This is a genomic window from Parahaemophilus parainfluenzae (genome assembly GCF_001055095.1).
GTDB lineage: Bacteria > Pseudomonadota > Gammaproteobacteria > Enterobacterales > Pasteurellaceae > Haemophilus_D > Haemophilus_D parainfluenzae_Z.
The window spans coordinates 69,461-87,228 of record NZ_JVHG01000023.1; the positions used below are offsets into that span (position 1 = coordinate 69,461).

A 17,768-nucleotide genomic window follows, 5' to 3' on the forward strand; every position below is an offset into this window, starting at 1 on the left:
CCCATAAACTCACGGGAAAAAATGATGCAACAGAAATTAATTGCCTTCATCGGCGGTGGCAATATGGCACAAGCGATTGTGTTAGGCCTATTAAAACAAGGTTATCCAGCCGACAAAATTATTGTTAATGATCCTAATGAAGAGAAACGTGCCTTTTTTGCTCAATATGGCGTCGCGGTTTCTACGGATAACGATCAATCCATCACACAATCTCAAGTAGTCTTATTTGCGGTTAAACCGCAAGTCCTCGCTGATGTTTGCAAGCCATTAAGTGCGGTTGATTTTTCTGATAAATTAATCATTTCTATTGCGGCGGGTATTTCTACTGCCCGATTAGCTGAACTCCTTCCAACAGCAAAATCCATTGTTCGCGTCATGCCAAACACACCTGCATTAGTGGGTGAAGGTATGGCTGGCTTATTTGCTGATAAAAACACACCTGAAATTGACCGCACTTTTGCGGAGAATTTACTTTCAGCCGTAGGGAAAACTACTTGGGTGACAAATGAAGAGCAAATGCATGCAGTCACCGCTGCGTCTGGCAGTAGCCCGGCTTACTTCTTCCAATTTTTAGAAGCCATGCAACAAGGCTTAATAGAAATGGGATTAGATGAAAACCAATCGCGAGAGTTGGTACAACAAGCTATGTTAGGCTCGGCTAAGCTGGTGATTGAAAATCCTCAAACAGCCCTTTCGACTTTACGAGAAAATGTCACCTCAAAAGGCGGTACCACCGCAGCCGCGTTGAATGTGTTCAATCAACACCAATTTAACGACATCATTAAACAAGCGATGCAGGCCTGTGTGGCACGCTCACAAGAAATGGAAAAATTATTCTAATGCAAGTTCGTCCTTTTACTTGGCTCGCCTTGAGCTTTTTTGGCTACTACTGCGCCTACGGCGTGTTTCTTCCGCTTTTCCCTGCATGGTTGAAAACGCAATCTTATAGCGAAGAAAGCATCGGTTTATTGCTAGCCTGTGGTTATATTTTCCGTTTCAGTGGCAGTATTTTATTTTCTGGCTTAATAAAACGCGTTTCCCTTTTAGTGAATGGCTTACGTTACTTAGCTGTTGCCAGCGCTGTCACCATGGCGTTAATTGGGCTCATGTCGCATAATTTCTGGTTATTATTTATTGGACTTGCCTTGTATTCCATGGTGAATGCTGCGGGGATGCCGATTGGTGATAGCCTAGCGAGTACGTGGCAACAACAAATTCATTTAGATTACGGCAAAGTACGCTTGATTGGCTCCTTTGCATTTGTTGTCGGCGTGATGGTGTTTGGGTATTTAGCGAGGATAATTGGTGAACAATACATCACATGGATGATTACGGGCATCCTTATTTTCTATAGTATTGTGCAATTACTTCATCCTAATCCAATGCCACAAGATGAGCCACAAAGTGCGGTCGAAAATTCTGTTGGATTTTTAGGCTTACTCAAAAATAAAACGACACTTCGTTTATTTATTGCTATTGCACTGATTCAAGGATCGCACGCGGCTTATTACTCATACAGCACCATCTTCTGGACAAGCCACGGTCATTCTGTTTCCGATGCAGGCTTATTTTGGGGAATCAGTGTATTAGTAGAAATTGTCGTCTTTTTCTTCTCCACCCGATTATTCAAAAATTGGAGTATTACAGCCCTTTTCTATCTCACCGGTATTGCGGCTATCGTGCGTTGGCTCGCTTTCGGTTATGCCGATACCTTTGTTGAAATCGTCCTATTGCAATGTTTTCACAGTCTTACTTATGTCGTCGGCCATTACGCGACCGTGCGTTATATCACCACTCAACCACAAACCCATATTGCGAAATTACAAGGCTTATACAATGCCTTGGCGGGGTGTGCAGCCATTGCGATTTTCACTGCGCTTTCTGGCGTACTTTATCCAATTTCGCCAGTTTATGCCTTTAGTTTAATGGCTGCCTTTGCTTTCATTGGGTTATTTATCACTCCACGTGGCGTGAAAGCCTTTTTGGTACATAGAGTATAAACATGAATAATCTCACGCTAGTCGATTTATTCTTGAATGAATATTGGATCGAAAAAGGATTGTCGGAAAACACCGTGCAGTCTTATCGTCTCGATTTGACCGCACTTTGTGATTGGCTGGATAAACAAAATTTATCCCTCGAAACTCTCGAACCTTTAGATCTGCAACAATTTTTAGGCAGCCGTTTAGAGCAAGGTTACAAAGCCACGAGTACTGCTCGAATGTTGAGTGCAATGCGAAAATTATTCCAATATTTATATCGTGAAAAGTATCGTACGGATGACCCGAGTGCTGTACTGAGCTCACCTAAATTGCCAAGCCGCTTGCCTAAATATTTAACCGAGCAACAAGTCACGGATTTATTAAATACGCCTGATGTCAAAATTCCGCTCGAGTTACGCGACAAAGCTATGTTGGAATTGCTATACGCAACTGGATTACGTGTCACGGAATTGGTCACGCTCACTATTGAGAATATGAATTTACAACAAGGTGTCGTGCGTGTGATTGGTAAAGGTAACAAAGAACGCATCGTACCAATGGGAGAAGAAGCCGCGTTTTGGGTGCGACAATTCGTACTTTACGGTCGCCCTATTTTGCTCAATGGACAAAGTTCTGATGTGGTCTTTCCAAGTCAACGGGCTCAGCAAATGACTCGCCAAACCTTTTGGCATCGTATAAAGCATTATGCTGTGTTAGCGGGAATCGATACGGATGCGCTCTCGCCACACGTTCTTCGTCATGCCTTTGCGACACATTTGGTGAATCATGGTGCGGATCTCCGTGTGGTGCAAATGCTCCTCGGACACAGCGATCTCTCCACCACGCAAATCTACACTCATGTAGCTAAAGAACGCTTGAAACACCTTCACGAAAGATTTCATCCGAGGGGATAAAATTAAAAAGTGCGGTCAAATCTATCGTTATTTTTGACCGCACTTTAGTATGAAAAGCTTATTTCAATGACAACAATCTCGCCACATTTTGAGCTGTTGAGATTAAATTCTGCTCGCCCTGTTTGAGAATTGTCAGTAAATCGCCCAGATTACGAATAATTGGGAACACCACATCAATGCCATGTTCATACACCACTTCATAATCCTCACGCAAACAACCTACAATCGCAATGACAGGCTTATTAAATTGTTTCGCCGTGCGCGCCACACCGATTGGGGTCTTACCTAAGATACTTTGCGCATCCATACGGCCTTCACCAGTAATCACTAAATCAGCCTCTTTAACTTGCTCAGCGAGTTTCAAATTATCTAACACGATCTGCACACCAGCTTTCAGTTGCACATTAGGTAAAAGCAATAAACCACCACCCATACCACCGGCCGCCCCCGCCCCTGGTTGATCTTGAATTTTTTTACCACAATCCCGTTCGGCAATTTCGGCGAAATGGGCTAATGCAGCATCAAGTTCCTTCACCATCTCAGGCGTCGCACCTTTTTGTGGGCCAAAAATTGCAGAAGCACCGCGTTCACCACAAAGTGGATTATTCACATCACAAGCCACTTCGATTTGTACGTGTTGCAATCTAGGATCTAAATCAATCAGTTGAATTTCAGTAAGATTGGATAATTCCGCACCGCCAAAGCCAATGGATTGCCCATTTTTATCCAATAAACGTAAGCCTAATGCTTGCAGCATACCCGCACCACCGTCATTTGTGGCACTCCCACCAATTCCTAAAATGATATGTTGTACGCCAAGATCTAGGGCTTGCTTAATCAGCTCCCCCGTACCAAAGCTAGTGGTTTGACAAGGATTGCGTTTATCCATCGGGACAAGATGTAATCCAGATGCTGCAGCCATTTCAATAATCGCCGTTTTACCATCACCTGATAAACCGAAAAAACTTTTTACTTGGTTGCCTAACGGTGCAGTGACTTCTGCCTCAATTAAGCGCCCCTGAGTAGCATCTACCAAAGATTGTACAGTTCCCTCTCCCCCATCTGCCATTGGTAATTTCACATATTCAGCGTTTGGGAAAATACGTTTAAAACCAGTTTCAATCGCATTAGCCACTTCAAGTGCGGTTAAACTTTCTTTAAATGAATCTGGCGCAATGACAATTTTCATATTCTCTCCTTAAACTAACTAAATACACCAAAAATTAAAGTGGACACAATGGTCATAATTAACCCCACTGCACTTTCATAAGGAATCAATTTTAAGCGTTCTTTCATGTCCATATTTACGCTACCACCAGTTGCATGGAAGAAAGAACCATGTGGCATATGATCGAAAACTGTCGCCCCCGCATGAATCATCGCGGCACCTGCCAGACTACTCACCCCCAACTCTAATAGCGTTGAACTAAACACATTAGAAGCAACAGCAGTACCTGCAGTTGTTGATGCCGTAGCAAGCGACATGAGTGCGCCTGAAATTGGCGCAAGGATATAAGAAGGTAAGCCAGAATGTTTTAAGCCTTCAATAAGCACATCTTTCATACCGGAATTAGCAATAATACCGGCTAAAGCCCCCGTACCAAGTAGCATAATCGCCACCGGAGCCATTTTCCCTAAACCGCTAATCGCATAGTTATTGGCTTGGCGAAGCTTGCCCATACATAATGCGCCAATCAGACCACCAAGTGGTAAGGCGATTAAAGGATCGACTTTAATATCGGCTAATGGACGAAGTGCCAGTAAGAAGATGGCAACCAAAGGCGCCACAAGTGCGGTCAAAAATGAGGGTAGATTCTGTGTTTCTACTGCGACAACCTCTTGGGATGAAACGCGCGAACCTTTGTTTCTTAAACGTTTTGCTAAGAAATAGGTCAATATTAAGCCAAAAATAGCGGGGATAATCCCTGCCATCATCACTGACGTTAAAGGAAGATGGAATGTATCTGCTGCAGCAATCGCATTAGGATTAGGTGACATTAAGTTTCCTGCTTTTCCCCCACCAATCATCGCTAAGAGAATCGCAGGTTTTGATAAGTCAGTACGACGAGCAAGTGCTAAGGCGATTGGAGAGACCGTAATCACGGCAACATCAATAAATACACCAACGGCGGTTAAAATTAATGTGGCCAACGCTAAAGCCAATAATGCTCTTGTTTCACCTAACTTGTTGGTAATGGTTTCAGCAATGGTATTAGCCGCACCTGATTCAATCAGTACTCCCGCCAATACCCCTGCTGCGAGAATTCGCATGACTGCGGTAGTGATACCTTGAGCGCCACCGATCATGAGACTCACGGTTTGAGATAAATCAGCGCCACCAACTAATCCCCCGACTAAAGCCCCGACTAACATACCATAGGCTGGTGAGACTTTTTTCAAAATAAGGAAAATAGCGACAATGAGTGCAATGAGCGCACCTAAGGCTGAGACTGTAGGCATAGCGTCCTCCTGTTGATATGAATATGCAAAAATCTTTCTTATTTATATCAGCAAAAGTAGAGGAATAAAATCTTGTCCGACTTCCACCAACAAAAACGGCTTATGTAAAACACATAAGCCGAAATTATTACTGAAAATTGACCGCACTTTAGAAAAATAAAATACTTCCCCAAACAACGGCAACAATGCAAAGTGCAATAAATACCGCTGCTGAGCCTTGGTCTTTGGCTCTTCCTGAAAGCTCGTGACGTTCTGTACCGATACGATCCACCACCGCTTCAACTGCACTATTTAACAGTTCCACTGCCATCACAAGTAAAACCGATGAAATCATCAAGGCAATTTCAATTTTAGTGTCACCGAGCCAAAATGCGAGCGGAATTAGAATGCACGCAAAAAAACATTCGTGGCGAAATGCGGTTTCATTTTTAAATGCACTTTTTAAGCCTTGTAAGGAATATTTTGTGGAGTTAATTAAATGGGTTAATCCCGTGGTTTTATACATAAAAGTTCCTATGTTGTAATCTATAAACGTTTTGCTTCGATAACGTCGTCTAACTTCGCTAATCTGGCCAGTATTTTACTTAAACTTTCGACATTTTTCAGTTCAATTTCCATATCCATCGTTGCCACTTGTTTTTTGGTGTCCGCACGGCTTGAAACACCTAGCACACTGACTTTTTCATTCGCCAGTACAGTCGTAATGTCGCGTAATAAACCATTGCGATCACTGGCCACGATACGAATATTAATATGGAAACCAGCCGCATAGTTATCCCCCCAAAGGGCTTCCACTACACGTTCCGGATGGGCAGCTTGTAATTCAATGAACTGTTCACAATCGCAACGATGAATTGAGATACCTCGTCCCATCGTAATGTAGCCTGCAATCGCATCACCTGGAATAGGCTGACAACAACGCGCCATGTGGTGCATTAAATTACCGACCCCTTCAACAATGACATAGCCTTTATTCTGTTGTTGCTCGGCTTTCTGCTGCGCCTTTTGCTGTGCAGTATTTGCACTTTTGCTCGCCACATGACGGAGAATTTCTTGATCTGCTTCTTCAGCCGTCACTTTGATCAATCGGCTTTGCAGGAAATTCATCAACTGATTTAAGCGAATATCTCCGCTACCAATGCCTGCATATAAATCTTCTAGGTTTCTTAAGTTATAACGTGGTAAGGCAAGCTGCTCTACTTGTTTTAAACTGATATTCAAACGCGCAAGCTCATTATCTAATAGCTCTTTACCCGCAGGAATGTTTTTATCACGATCTTGTTTTTTGAACCACGCTTGGATTTTAGCACGCGCTTTTGACGTATGCGTAAAACCTAAGTTTGGATTTACCCAATCTCGGCTTGGGTTAGGATTTTTCTGCGTGATGATATCTACTTGCTCACCCATTTGCAGGTGATAAGTGAATGGCACGATACGTCCCCCGACTTTCGCCCCAATACAACGGTGTCCAATTTCACTATGAATCGCATAAGCAAAATCGAGCGGTGTAGAACCAGCTGGCAAGTCTACTACCTCACCTTTTGGCGTAAACACATAGACTCGGTCATCAAAGACTTGGCTACGCAATTCGGCCATCACTTCGCCAGAATCTGTAATATCATCTTGCCATGCAAGTAATTTACGCAACCAAGTGATTTTTTCTTCGTAAGCAGAAAGGCTACCAGTCGTCCCTTCTTTGTATTTCCAGTGTGCTGCAACGCCAAGTTCAGCATCATCATGCATTTGTTGAGTACGAATTTGCACTTCAATCGGCTTACCACCTTTGCCCAATACCACCGTATGAATGGATTGATAGCCATTCGGTTTTGGATTGGCAACATAGTCATCAAATTCTTTTGGTAAATGTTTGAAATGAGTGTGTACGATACCAAGCGCGGTATAACAATCCTGCAATTTTTGCACAATAATTCTGACCGCTCTTACATCATATAAACCACTGAATTCCAAATGTTTCTTTTGCATTTTTCGCCAAATGCTATAGATATGTTTTGGACGACCGTAAACCTCAACCTGATCAATATTTTCTTTTAAATAACCGGTTAATTCTGTCACAAAATCAGTAATATACTGCTCACGATCTAAGCGGCGCTCATGTAATAATTTGGCGATATTTCGATATTGTTCTGGATGCAAATAACGGAAGCAGTAATCTTCAAGTTCCCATTTCAATTGACCGATACCTAAACGGTTCGCCAACGGAGCATAAATATTGGAACACTCTTTGGCTGCCAACACTTTTTCTTCTTCGCAAAAATGATTTTCTGCATCGCGAAGAAAGGTAATACGTTCAGCAAGTTTGATAATCACACAGCGGAAATCGTCCACCATCGCAAGGAGCATACGGCGTACATTATCTACTTGAGAAGCATTGGCAGAATGACTGGCGTTGAGCTGACGGATATTATCCATCTCCTCCACACCTTTAAGCAGTTTGGTGATTTTAGGACCAAAATGTTCCTGAATTTGCTCCCAATCGACAATTTTATTTGCTACTAAGGGGAATAGCATAGCGGTGAGTAAGCTTTCGCTGTCCATATTCATTTCATGCAGAATTTCCACCATTTCCACACCAGATTGCAATGTGAGGATTGCATTCTCCATTTGATCGGCATGTTCAGCTATTTTGGCTTGGGCATAATACCATGCATCAATCAAAGACTTTTCTACGGGGGCAGCAAGTTTAAGGCTCGAACACCATTGTTCGATCTCAAAATCATGTGGATTTGATAAGTGAGAACCACGAACTGCAACCATAATACCCCCCTTGTTGATGAATATGGCTCGGCAACATCCTGTCAACCGAGTTGTCTTTTTAAGACAACAAAAAAGTCCGATTATTCTATCAGAATTTACACCTTATTTGATAAATAATGTCACCGACTCCAAATGACTGGTATTTGGGAACATGTCAATCATCGCGGTTTTGATAATGCGATAGCCGAAAAAGCGAAGAATCTCAGCATCTCGTACTAAAGTTGCGGGATTGCAAGATACATAAAGAATGCTTTCTGCACCCAGCTCACATAACGAATTCAGTGCAAAAGCCGCACCGCTGCGAGGCGGATCAAGAAGAATTTTATTGAAATGTTGTTTTGCCCAAGTCTGTTCTGAAAAAGCTTGGTCTAAATCGGCTTGATAAAATTCAACATTATCGATGTGATTAAACTGTGCATTCGCTTGGGCTTTTTTCACCATATCCAAAACACCTTCAATTCCAACCGCACTTTTCACACGTTTGGCTAAAGGCAACGTGAAATTGCCCATGCCACAGAACAAATCTAATACATGATCATCCGGATTTAAATTAAGCCAGTCTAAAGCAGTATCAACCATTTGCTGATTTAAGTGGGTGTTCACTTGAATAAAATCGCGGATATCAAAAGATAAACGAATATCGTCTAACGCATAATAGGGCATTTCACCATGCACAAGTTGGATGTTTTGATCATCTTGTAAAAACAAATTCACGGCATTGAGGTGTGCAAACTCGAGCAATAAAGTGCGGTCAGTTTCAGCTAGATTTCCTTTGTAACGTAACAACATGGCTACGCCATTCTCTGCTGAAACTAATTCAATATGCCCTAATTGTTTCGGGGCTAAATATTGCGCCCAAAGTGCGGTCAATTTTGGGATAAGATCATTGATAGCAGGCTCTGCCACTAAGCATTTCTGAATACTCACTAACTGATTGGAATTTTTCTGACGAAATCCCATTTCAATGATTTTGTTTTTAGCATTACACAGTAAACTTAATCGTACGCGACGACGATAAGCCCATTGTTCGCCACAAATCATGGGCATTAATTGAATAGGCTCTGCTTGCAGTTTACTTAATCGAGAAAAAAGGGCTTTTTCTTTCGCTTTACGCTGCATTTCTACAGGGATATGCTGCCCTTGGCATCCACCACAACGTTCATAATAACTGCATTGCGGTTCAACACGCTGACTACTCTTTTGTAGCCACTTTTGTGCAATGGCTAACCCATATTGACGTTTTTCATCGGTGACTACCGCTTCCACTTTTTCCGTTGGCAAGGCATTTTCAATGAACCAGGTTTTACCTTGAATTTTAGAGACACCTAGCCCTTGATAATCTAAATCCTGAATTTCAGCGACAACTTTTTGTTTGGTTTTCTGTTTTTTTTGTGGAGCGTAAAGTAAAGCCATGATGGTGTTTTAATTTATTTGTATCAAAGAAAGGAATTATTTTAAATAAAGTACGTTTTGCGTAAATAATTCTCGACTTTTCAGCGGCTTATCGCCTAAATAAGGTTTAAGTGCGATGCGAGTAAAACGTTTTGCCGTTTGTAATACCGATTCATCGGTGAATTCCAAACGGTCAAAAGCAAGTAAATCTCGTCCATAAAAGGTTAAGTTATCTTTCACTAACGAGGCGATAAAACCCTTTTCCGCACGGTATTGGTAAGTCATCGATTCATCCACTGGTAAACCTGAGCCTGCACAATGCAGAAAATCGATGCTATAACCTAAGATTTTAAGTAAATGAAATTCAAATAAGCGTAATGTAGGTTCAACCTGTGGCTGAGTCGCTAAGCCTGTTAAGCAGTGCAGATAATGCTGAAAAAGTTGTGGATTGGCCGTTTCGGGCTCGATCACTCGCGTAATCAATTCATTCACATAAAAGCCACTATATAAAGCCGTTTGCTGCAAAGGCAGAGTAATTGCTGCGGGCTCTGCTTTGGTGAGCGTTTTTAATGCACCTTTTCCTGACCAACGAAGAAGTAATGGCGTAAAAGGCTGTAAGACAGATTTCCATGCAGAACGTTTCGCACGTGCACCTTTTGCAATAACCGTCAAACGCCCTGTTTCTTCTGTGAACAAATCCACCAAAAGGCTGGTTTCACTATAAGGACGACGATGTAACACAAAGCCGCGTTGGAGATCCATACAAGAATTATTTGCCTGATTTTAATTCACTTGGTTGTTTCACACAGCGTTCTGCGAGCACTTCACCTACACTAGTTTGTAATTGACTGAAGTCATCACGCTCCTGCCAATACCAACGAATATTCGCATAATTTCTCCCACGCTCAGAAATCACTCGTGTCAATTTTTCGGTTACATCATTAAAAGTAACGGTCACCTGACTGAGTGTTTTTTTACTTTTCTGCTTTTGCTTGGTATGAACCACACTCACTTCTTTATTGCCTTTACACAAATAAACCGTCGCTGAACCCTTTTGGGATTTTTTATCAACGGTTTGCACTTTCATTTTCTGTGGTGCGGGTTTGCTTAATTCAACATTTTGTGAACAAGCAGAAAGACAAAGTGCGGTCAAAATTACGCTTAATTTTTTTAACATGAATTCTATTTCCATCAAGGTTTGTTTATGATTGCTCACTTTACGAAATGAGCAAGGATAAACAATCTTATCTAGAAAAATGGGCGATTACTCGCCCACTAAAAATTATTTTTTATACTGATATGAACCATCGGCTTGACGAATGAACTTACCGCCATTTGATAAACGAAGCTCACTCACTCGGCCTTGACTATTCAACGAAACCTGTACTTTATCACCAGGTTTGAAACTGCTTAATGCATTACCTGCACCGCTTGCTTTTGTCATGGCATTCACATCTGAAATATTCAATTTATTATCACGGAATACTTGCATCAGTGAGACACCTTGAGGCACAGTTAATGTTTTTGTTGCACCGGTTGAAGCAGTTTGTGCTGCAGGTTCAGCTGCTTTCACCGCATTGTGGGTTGCTGATTTCGCTTCCACAATTTGAACCTTACTGTCTTTAGTCGCAACCGGTTTCGCCTCTTGAATTTTGCTTGACTCTTTTTTCACGGTTTGAGTCGGCTGAACTGTTGCTTTTTCCGCTACAAGTTTAGGTTGTTTTTTCTCTTGAACCACCGATGTTTGTTCACGACGAGGTTCTGCTTTATGCTCAACTGTTGTGGTATGTTTTTCTACAGTTGGTTGCACTGTTTTCACAGGTTCTTTAACTGGTGCAGGAGCAACAGCTGGTTGAACCGGTGCAGATTGAGTTGCTGGTTGTTGAGCAACAGTTTGTTGTGCAGGCTCTGCAGGTTGTGATTTCGCCGCATCTGCTTTATCACCTACGTACTCCATGGCTGGAGGTGTATCTGATTTAGCGTCATTTGCTGTTTGTTCTGTTGTTGCAGGAGCCGTAGTATTATTGTTATCTAATACAGTGGTTTCAACCGGTTGAGACTGATCCAATGATTGGAATTGAACCGGAATTTCATTGCTGTTTTGTTGTTCAAAAGACTCTACCGTATCTGAATTTGGTTTTAGGGTGAAGAAAATGATCAACAATACCACTAACCCCAAGATAGCAATAAATAAACGGCGATGTTTTTCTGGTAACATTTGTAAAACCTTCCATTTTTCTGGTGATTTCAAGCTTGCTGCCGCAGCGGTTGCTGCCGGTGCAACTGTTTCGGCTTGAGTTGTCACTTCTTCCACAATCTCTTCTGCAGGTGAATTTTCAAAAATCACTTTTTCTTCCGCTACGTTTTCTACTTGAACATTTTCAACGGGCTCTTGAGCTCCGAAAGCACTGGATTGCACTGATTGTTCAGTATTTTCACTTTGGAATGCTTGAGAAGGTGAAAAAGGTTGGCTTGCTGCCGCACCAAAAGTTGGTTCGCGACGAACATGGAATTGTGTATCTGGCTGTTCTTTTTTACCAAATAAACCTTTGGCTTTATCAAAAATTGAGCCACTTTGTTGAACCGGTTTTCTTGGTGTCACAGAGTCAGAGTGATTAAATCCTAAATCTAATTCATTTTGAGATGAATTGTCGTTAGGTTGATTTTTATTATCCACGGTATTACCTCGATTTGCTAAACTAAAGATCGCACAAAAGTGCGGTGAAAAATTGAATCGTATTTTATCGGATCTTAAGCGGTGTATAAAGTCTTATTTGGCTCTCCGCCGATTTCTCGTGCTAATTTGGGCACTAAATAGCCAGAAGTGAGCGCCTGTAATTCTTTGTAAATTTGTAATGCTTTCTCATCTGAGATATAAAAATGTCTCGCCCCCTGCACTTTATCCAATAAATGCAAGTAATAAGGCAAAATTCCCGCTTGAAATAGCTTATCGCTCAATACTTTTAATGTATGTGGGTTATCATTCACATCTTTTAAAAGGACTGATTGATTAAGTAAGGTGACTTTAGCACCTGCCAGTTTTTGCATAGCCAAAGAGAGCGCCTCATCAATTTCATTTGGGTGATTGATATGCGTTACAAACACCGCTTGTAATCGGCTTTTTAGCAATAAATCACAAAATTCATCCGTAATGCGATCTGGAATCACGACTGGCAAACGAGAGTGAATACGTAAACGCTGTAAGTGCGGTATTTTTTCAAGGCGTTCTAATAGCCATGCCCATTCACTATCCTTTGCCATCATCGGATCGCCACCCGAAAAAATCACTTCTTCAATTTCTGGATGGGCCGCAATATAGTCTATTGCTTGTTGCCAGCTCGCTTTATTGCCTGGGTTTTGATCATAAGGGAAATGACGACGGAAACAATAGCGACAGTTAACTGCACAGCCTCCTTTTGCCATGAACAGCAAGCGATTTTGATATTTATGCAGAATATTAGGCACGGCATTTTTTTGTTGCTCATCTAAAGGATCTTGGCTAAACCCTTCGGCCTCAATAAATTCTTGTTGAGATGTCATCACTTGTAAAAAAAGTGGATCTTTAGGATTCCCTTTTTCCATTTTTTCAACAAAAGGTAAAGGCACTCGCATAGCAAAAAGTTTACGAGCAGCGATATCCTCGGCAAAATCTTCAACGGGCAAATTTAAGGTTTTTAATAAGATTTTCGGATCAGAAATCGCATTTTTTAGGGTTTCTAACCAATTTTGTTCTTCTCTAATCGCAATATTTCGGGTTAAAATACGCACTTTCAAACAATCTCTATTTTTTAGGATATTTTTAATATGGCTACATATACTACCAGTGATTTCAAACCAGGTCTAAAATTTATGCAAGACGGTGAGCCTTGTGTGATCGTTGAAAACGAATTCGTTAAACCAGGTAAAGGCCAAGCTTTTACTCGTACTCGTATTCGTAAATTAATTTCAGGCAAAGTATTAGATGTAAACTTCAAATCTGGTACTTCGGTTGAAGCTGCTGATGTTATGGATCTTAACCTGACTTATTCATACAAAGATGATGCATTCTGGTACTTCATGCACCCTGAAACATTTGAACAATACTCTGCTGATGCAAAAGCAGTGGGTGATGCTGAAAAATGGTTATTAGACCAAGCAGATTGTATCGTGACTTTATGGAACGGTGCGCCAATTACTGTCACTCCACCAAACTTCGTAGAATTAGAAATCATCGATACTGACCCTGGTCTTAAAGGTGATACTGCGGGTACAGGCGGTAAACCAGCAACATTAAGTACTGGTGCTGTGGTGAAAGTACCTCTTTTCGTTCAAATCGGTGAAGTAATTAAAGTCGATACTCGTTCAGGCGAATACGTTTCTCGTGTGAAATAATCTTTCATTGAGAGATGAAAAGCGCGGTCAATATTTAATGAATATTGGCCGTTTTTATTGCCTGCTCATTAGTTTCATAGAGATAAAAAATGCGGTTATTTCTAACCGCACTTTGATTGATTATTTTGCTTTTGAGCTTTCTAACTCTAAAGAAGGTTTTCTATCTGAGTTAACACAAATAACTTGCGCAGCCGCATAGAGCGTTGTATTAGGCTTTAAGCTAATGGTGTATTTCTCTTGTTTTTTCGGTGCGGCACGTAAACCTTCACCCCAGAAATCATCATAAAAATCCGTACGAACTTGGGTTAAATGGTAGTTCTTACAGTTTAAGATTTTATATTGGCGAACAGAACGTGCATAACGTCTTTTCTCATTTGGATACACATATAAACCTTTATCCAAATTCACCACGGCATCAAAATGCACTTGGTTTAAATCTTGGTTATCCACCCAAATTGAATCGGTATCAATGTAGTAATTTTTATCTTTTACTAATCGAACATACCCTACCCTATCTTTTGAAGGTGGCGTTAATGTCACCTCTTCTTGTGTAACTGGCGATTGAACAGCTGAACAGCCTGCTAAAAGGGCTACACCTAAAATCGTTAATGCTAATTTTTTCATTTTTACTCCTTAAAGCTTTCTAAAGCCTGCTGTTAATCTTTTTATACCTTAGCTTAATATTTTACCGTATGTCCATATCCTTCAAGGATTGTTTTAATATGCTCAAGTGATTCTTTTGTCGGCGGTAAAACATCTTCGAGCTCATAGTCAAAGCCAAGGGTTTTCCATTTATGGGCACCTAATCGATGATAAGGGAGAAGTTCGACTTTTTCAATATTGGTCATACCTTCAATAAACTGTCCGAGCAGATGAACATCATGATCGTTATCGGTATAACCTGGAACGACTACATAACGAATCCAGGTTCGCTGATTACGTTTTTGCAAATATTTCGCAAACTCAAGCGTCCGTTTGTTTGGCACTCCAATAAGATTTTGGTGCACTTGATCGTTCAGCTCTTTTAAATCAAGCAAAACGAGATCAGTTACATCGAGTAGTTCATCAATAATATGGTCATAATGACGTACAAAACCATTGGTATCTAAACACGTATTAATCCCTTCTGCTTTACAAGCTCGGAACCAATCTCGTACAAACTCAGCTTGAAGAATGGCTTCACCACCTGATGCTGTCACACCACCACCGGTTGCATTCATAAAATGGCGATAGCTCACGACTTCTTTCATGAGTTCTTCCACACTGATTTCGCGACCACCATCAAGATCCCAAGTATCACGGTTGTGGCAATATTTGCAACGCATTAAACAGCCTTGCATAAATAAAATAAAACGAATGCCGGGACCATCTACGGTACCACAGGATTCAAAGGAGTGAATTCTTCCTAAAACAGACATACATAAATTTCCAAAAAATAAATCTAGCTAAATTTTATCAAAAATATTATCTATAAAAAATGAGCCTGACTTAAATCAGGCTCATAATTTTTATGTTCCCGCTAAAGTGCGGTTAAATTTTATCGTGTTTTAGAACGATTCTGTGAATGTACGAGTGACGACGTCTTGTTGCTGTTCTTTAGTTAAAGAGTTGAAACGTACTGCGTAACCAGATACACGGATGGTTAATTGCGGATATTTATCCGGATTTTCCATCGCATCTAATAACATTTCACGGTTTAATACGTTCACATTTAAGTGTTGACCACCTTCTACTGCGGCTTCGTGGTGGAAGTAACCATCCATTAAGCCCGCAAGGTTGCGACGTTGTGCTTCTGGATCTTTACCTAACGCATTTGGTACGATTGAGAAGGTATAAGAAATACCATCTTTCGCGTAAGCAAATGGAAGTTTAGCCACAGAAGTTAACGATGCGACCGCACCTTTTTGGTCACGACCGTGCATTGGGTTAGCACCTGGTCCGAATGGTGCACCTGCGCGACGACCATCTGGGGTGTTACCAGTTTTCTTACCATAAACCACGTTAGAAGTAATGGTTAATACAGACTGTGTAGGCACAGCATTGCGGTAAGTTTTAAGTTTTTGAATTTTCTTCATGAAACGTTCAACTAAATCACAAGCGATGTCATCAACACGGTTGTCGTTGTTACCATATTGTGGATATTCACCTTCGATTTCGAAGTCGATCGCGACGTTGCTTGCTACAACATTGCCATCTTTATCTTTGATGTCGCCACGAATTGGTTTAACTTTCGCATATTTAATTGCTGAAAGTGAGTCCGCTGCAACAGAAAGCCCTGCGATACCACAAGCCATGGTACGGTATACATCACGATCATGTAATGCCATTAATGCTGCTTCGTATGAATATTTATCATGCATATAGTGGATGATGTTTAAGGCAGTCACGTATTGTTTTGCCAACCAATCCATAAAGCTGTCCATACGAGTCATGACTGTGTCGAAATCTAACACTTCATCAGTGATTGGTGCAGTTTTCGGACCAACTTGCATACCTAATTTTTCATCGATACCGCCGTTGATTGCGTATAACAATGTTTTTGCTAAGTTTGCACGCGCACCGAAGAATTGCATTTGTTTACCCACCACCATTGGTGATACACAACATGCGATTGCGTAGTCATCATTGTTGAAGTCTGGACGCATTAAATCATCGTTTTCGTATTGAACTGATGAGGTATCAATCGATACTTTTGCACAGAAACGTTTGAAGTTTTCAGGTAATTGCTCAGACCAAAGAATTGTTAAGTTTGGTTCTGGAGAAGTACCCATGTTGTAAAGGGTATGTAAAATACGGAATGTATTTTTGGTGACTAATGTACGGCCATCTAAACCCATACCTGCGATAGTTTCTGTTGCCCACATTGGGTCACCTGAGAATAATTGATCGTATTCAGGTGTACGTAAGAAACGAACCATACGAAGTTTCATGACTAAGTGGTCAACTAATTCTTGCGCTTCAGTTTCAGTAAGTTTACCTGCTTTTAAATCACGCTCGATATAGATATCGATGAAGGTTGCAGTACGACCGAATGACATCGCTGCACCATTTTGTGATTTGATTGCTGCTAAGTAAGCAAAGTACATCCATTGAATTGCTTCTTTCGCGTTAGTTGCAGGATTAGAAATATCGAAACCGTAACTTGCTGCCATTTGTTTCATTTGGCCTAATGCACGGTGTTGTTCTGCGATTTCTTCACGTAAACGAATAGTTGCTTCTAGATTTACGCCATCTTCTAAGTCTTTTTGTAAAGAAGTGAATTGTGCGTATTTATCTTTCATTAAGAAGTCAACACCATAAAGTGCGACACGACGATAGTCACCGATGATACGACCACGACCGTAAGCATCTGGAAGACCAGTTAATACACCTGATTTACGACAACGTAAAATGTCTGGCGTATAAACATCGAATACACCTTGGTTGTGGGTTTTACGATATTCAGTGAAGATTTTTTTCACTTCAGGATCTAATTCACGACCGTAAATTTTGCATGATCCTTCCACCATTTTAATACCACCAAATGGCATAATGGCACGTTTTAATGGAGCATCGGTTTGAAGACCTACGATTTTCTCTAAGTCTTTATTGATATAACCTGGTGCGTGAGAAGTAATCGTTGAAGGCGTATGTTCGTCAAAGTCTAATGGCGCATGTGTGCGGTTTTCAACTTTAATTCCTTCCATAACGGTTTCCCAAAGTTTGGTTGTCGCTTCGGTTGGACCTGCTAAGAAAGAATCATCACCTTCATACGGGGTGTAGTTCTTTTGAATAAAATCACGCACGTTGACGTTTTCTTGCCAATCACCGGCAACGAATCCTGCCCACGCAACTTTTTGTGCTTCATTAAGTTCTGACATAGTCATTTCCTTTT

At 41.1% G+C, this 17,768-nt stretch carries 16 protein-coding genes; 4 read left to right on the plus strand and 12 right to left on the minus strand.

The features are described 5' to 3' along the window. The first annotated feature begins 24 nt into the window (after positions 1–24). Genes proC through xerD form a run of 3 tightly spaced genes read left to right on the plus strand, consistent with a single transcriptional unit; the run spans position 25 to position 2,896 of the window. Complete coding sequence (gene proC, locus ADA56_RS06100; RefSeq protein ID WP_049369818.1) at positions 25–840, plus strand: pyrroline-5-carboxylate reductase; 816 nt, start codon at positions 25–27, stop codon at positions 838–840. Further along, positions 840–2,000, plus strand: coding sequence for a 3-phenylpropionate MFS transporter (locus tag ADA56_RS06105; RefSeq protein ID WP_049369819.1), 1,161 nt, complete (start codon positions 840–842; stop codon positions 1,998–2,000). Before proC ends, ADA56_RS06105 begins: the two co-directional genes overlap by 1 nt. Before the next feature lie 2 nt (positions 2,001–2,002). Then, on the plus strand, positions 2,003–2,896 hold the full coding sequence (gene xerD / locus ADA56_RS06110) for a site-specific tyrosine recombinase XerD (RefSeq protein ID WP_049369820.1): 894 nt from the start codon (positions 2,003–2,005) through the stop codon (positions 2,894–2,896). A gap of 58 nt (positions 2,897–2,954) precedes the next feature. Here the strand turns inward: xerD and ADA56_RS06115 are convergent, their stop codons facing one another. From ADA56_RS06115 to epmB, 9 genes are all read right to left on the minus strand, one after another. Continuing rightward, positions 2,955–4,085, minus strand: a complete 1,131-nt coding sequence (locus tag ADA56_RS06115) for a glycerate kinase (RefSeq protein ID WP_049369821.1) — start codon at positions 4,083–4,085, stop codon at positions 2,955–2,957. Between the two features lie 14 nt (positions 4,086–4,099). Beyond that, positions 4,100–5,356 carry a GntP family permease gene (locus ADA56_RS06120; protein ID WP_005698132.1) on the minus strand — a complete coding sequence of 419 codons (1,257 nt, stop codon included), beginning with the start codon at positions 5,354–5,356 and terminating at the stop codon, positions 4,100–4,102. Between the two features lie 148 nt (positions 5,357–5,504). Beyond that, the gene (locus ADA56_RS06125; protein WP_049369822.1) at positions 5,505–5,861 is read right to left on the minus strand and encodes a diacylglycerol kinase; all 357 of its coding nucleotides are present in this window, start codon (positions 5,859–5,861) and stop codon (positions 5,505–5,507) included. 20 nt (positions 5,862–5,881) lie between these two features. Next, positions 5,882–8,131, minus strand: a complete 2,250-nt coding sequence (gene relA / locus ADA56_RS06130; protein ID WP_049369823.1) for a GTP diphosphokinase — start codon at positions 8,129–8,131, stop codon at positions 5,882–5,884. A 102-nt stretch (positions 8,132–8,233) separates the two neighbouring features. Then, positions 8,234–9,544 carry a 23S rRNA (uracil(1939)-C(5))-methyltransferase RlmD gene (gene rlmD / locus ADA56_RS06135; protein WP_049369824.1) on the minus strand — a complete coding sequence of 437 codons (1,311 nt, stop codon included), beginning with the start codon at positions 9,542–9,544 and terminating at the stop codon, positions 8,234–8,236. Positions 9,545–9,580: 36 nt separating this feature from the next. Next, entirely contained in the window at positions 9,581–10,285 is a 705-nt protein-coding gene (recO, locus tag ADA56_RS06140) for a DNA repair protein RecO (RefSeq protein ID WP_049369825.1), read from the minus strand. A 7-nt stretch (positions 10,286–10,292) separates the two neighbouring features. Continuing rightward, positions 10,293–10,700 carry an MliC family protein gene (locus ADA56_RS06145; RefSeq protein WP_049364780.1) on the minus strand — a complete coding sequence of 136 codons (408 nt, stop codon included), beginning with the start codon at positions 10,698–10,700 and terminating at the stop codon, positions 10,293–10,295. Positions 10,701–10,805: 105 nt separating this feature from the next. Continuing rightward, positions 10,806–12,200, minus strand: coding sequence for an opacity-associated protein OapA (gene oapA / locus ADA56_RS06150; RefSeq protein WP_049369826.1), 1,395 nt, complete (start codon positions 12,198–12,200; stop codon positions 10,806–10,808). A gap of 74 nt (positions 12,201–12,274) precedes the next feature. Next, positions 12,275–13,291 carry an EF-P beta-lysylation protein EpmB gene (gene epmB, locus ADA56_RS06155; protein WP_049369929.1) on the minus strand — a complete coding sequence of 339 codons (1,017 nt, stop codon included), beginning with the start codon at positions 13,289–13,291 and terminating at the stop codon, positions 12,275–12,277. 36 nt (positions 13,292–13,327) lie between these two features. Between epmB and efp the strand changes: the two genes are divergently transcribed. Then, positions 13,328–13,894: an elongation factor P gene (gene efp / locus ADA56_RS06160; protein ID WP_005695259.1), complete on the plus strand. Its 567-nt coding sequence runs from the start codon at positions 13,328–13,330 to the stop codon at positions 13,892–13,894. 120 nt (positions 13,895–14,014) lie between these two features. On the opposite strand, the gene ADA56_RS06165 is transcribed toward efp, so the two are convergent. The 3 genes from ADA56_RS06165 to pflB all read right to left on the minus strand — a co-directional run bounded on the left by ADA56_RS06165 (position 14,015) and on the right by pflB (position 17,754). Then, entirely contained in the window at positions 14,015–14,518 is a 504-nt protein-coding gene (locus ADA56_RS06165) for a surface-adhesin E family protein (protein ID WP_049369827.1), read from the minus strand. Between the two features lie 53 nt (positions 14,519–14,571). Beyond that, entirely contained in the window at positions 14,572–15,312 is a 741-nt protein-coding gene (pflA, locus tag ADA56_RS06170; RefSeq protein WP_049369828.1) for a pyruvate formate lyase 1-activating protein, read from the minus strand. Between the two features lie 129 nt (positions 15,313–15,441). Continuing rightward, positions 15,442–17,754, minus strand: coding sequence for a formate C-acetyltransferase (gene pflB / locus ADA56_RS06175; RefSeq protein WP_049369829.1), 2,313 nt, complete (start codon positions 17,752–17,754; stop codon positions 15,442–15,444). Between the last annotated feature and the right edge of the window lie 14 nt (positions 17,755–17,768).

Bases quoted from the DNA above. Each gene is read 5' to 3' on its own strand.
- proC (WP_049369818.1), top strand. From the start codon at position 25: ATGCAACAGAAATTAATTGCCTTCATCGGCGGTGGCAATATGGCACAA.
- ADA56_RS06105 (WP_049369819.1), top strand. From the start codon at position 840: ATGCAAGTTCGTCCTTTTACTTGGCTCGCCTTGAGCTTTTTTGGCTAC.
- xerD (WP_049369820.1), top strand. From the start codon at position 2,003: ATGAATAATCTCACGCTAGTCGATTTATTCTTGAATGAATATTGGATC.
- ADA56_RS06115 (WP_049369821.1), bottom strand. From the start codon at position 4,085: ATGAAAATTGTCATTGCGCCAGATTCATTTAAAGAAAGTTTAACCGCA.
- ADA56_RS06120 (WP_005698132.1), bottom strand. From the start codon at position 5,356: ATGCCTACAGTCTCAGCCTTAGGTGCGCTCATTGCACTCATTGTCGCT.
- ADA56_RS06125 (WP_049369822.1), bottom strand. From the start codon at position 5,861: ATGTATAAAACCACGGGATTAACCCATTTAATTAACTCCACAAAATAT.
- relA (WP_049369823.1), bottom strand. From the start codon at position 8,131: ATGGTTGCAGTTCGTGGTTCTCACTTATCAAATCCACATGATTTTGAG.
- rlmD (WP_049369824.1), bottom strand. From the start codon at position 9,544: ATGGCTTTACTTTACGCTCCACAAAAAAAACAGAAAACCAAACAAAAA.
- recO (WP_049369825.1), bottom strand. From the start codon at position 10,285: ATGGATCTCCAACGCGGCTTTGTGTTACATCGTCGTCCTTATAGTGAA.
- ADA56_RS06145 (WP_049364780.1), bottom strand. From the start codon at position 10,700: ATGTTAAAAAAATTAAGCGTAATTTTGACCGCACTTTGTCTTTCTGCT.
- efp (WP_005695259.1), top strand. From the start codon at position 13,328: ATGGCTACATATACTACCAGTGATTTCAAACCAGGTCTAAAATTTATG.
- ADA56_RS06165 (WP_049369827.1), bottom strand. From the start codon at position 14,518: ATGAAAAAATTAGCATTAACGATTTTAGGTGTAGCCCTTTTAGCAGGC.
- pflA (WP_049369828.1), bottom strand. From the start codon at position 15,312: ATGTCTGTTTTAGGAAGAATTCACTCCTTTGAATCCTGTGGTACCGTA.
- pflB (WP_049369829.1), bottom strand. From the start codon at position 17,754: ATGTCAGAACTTAATGAAGCACAAAAAGTTGCGTGGGCAGGATTCGTT.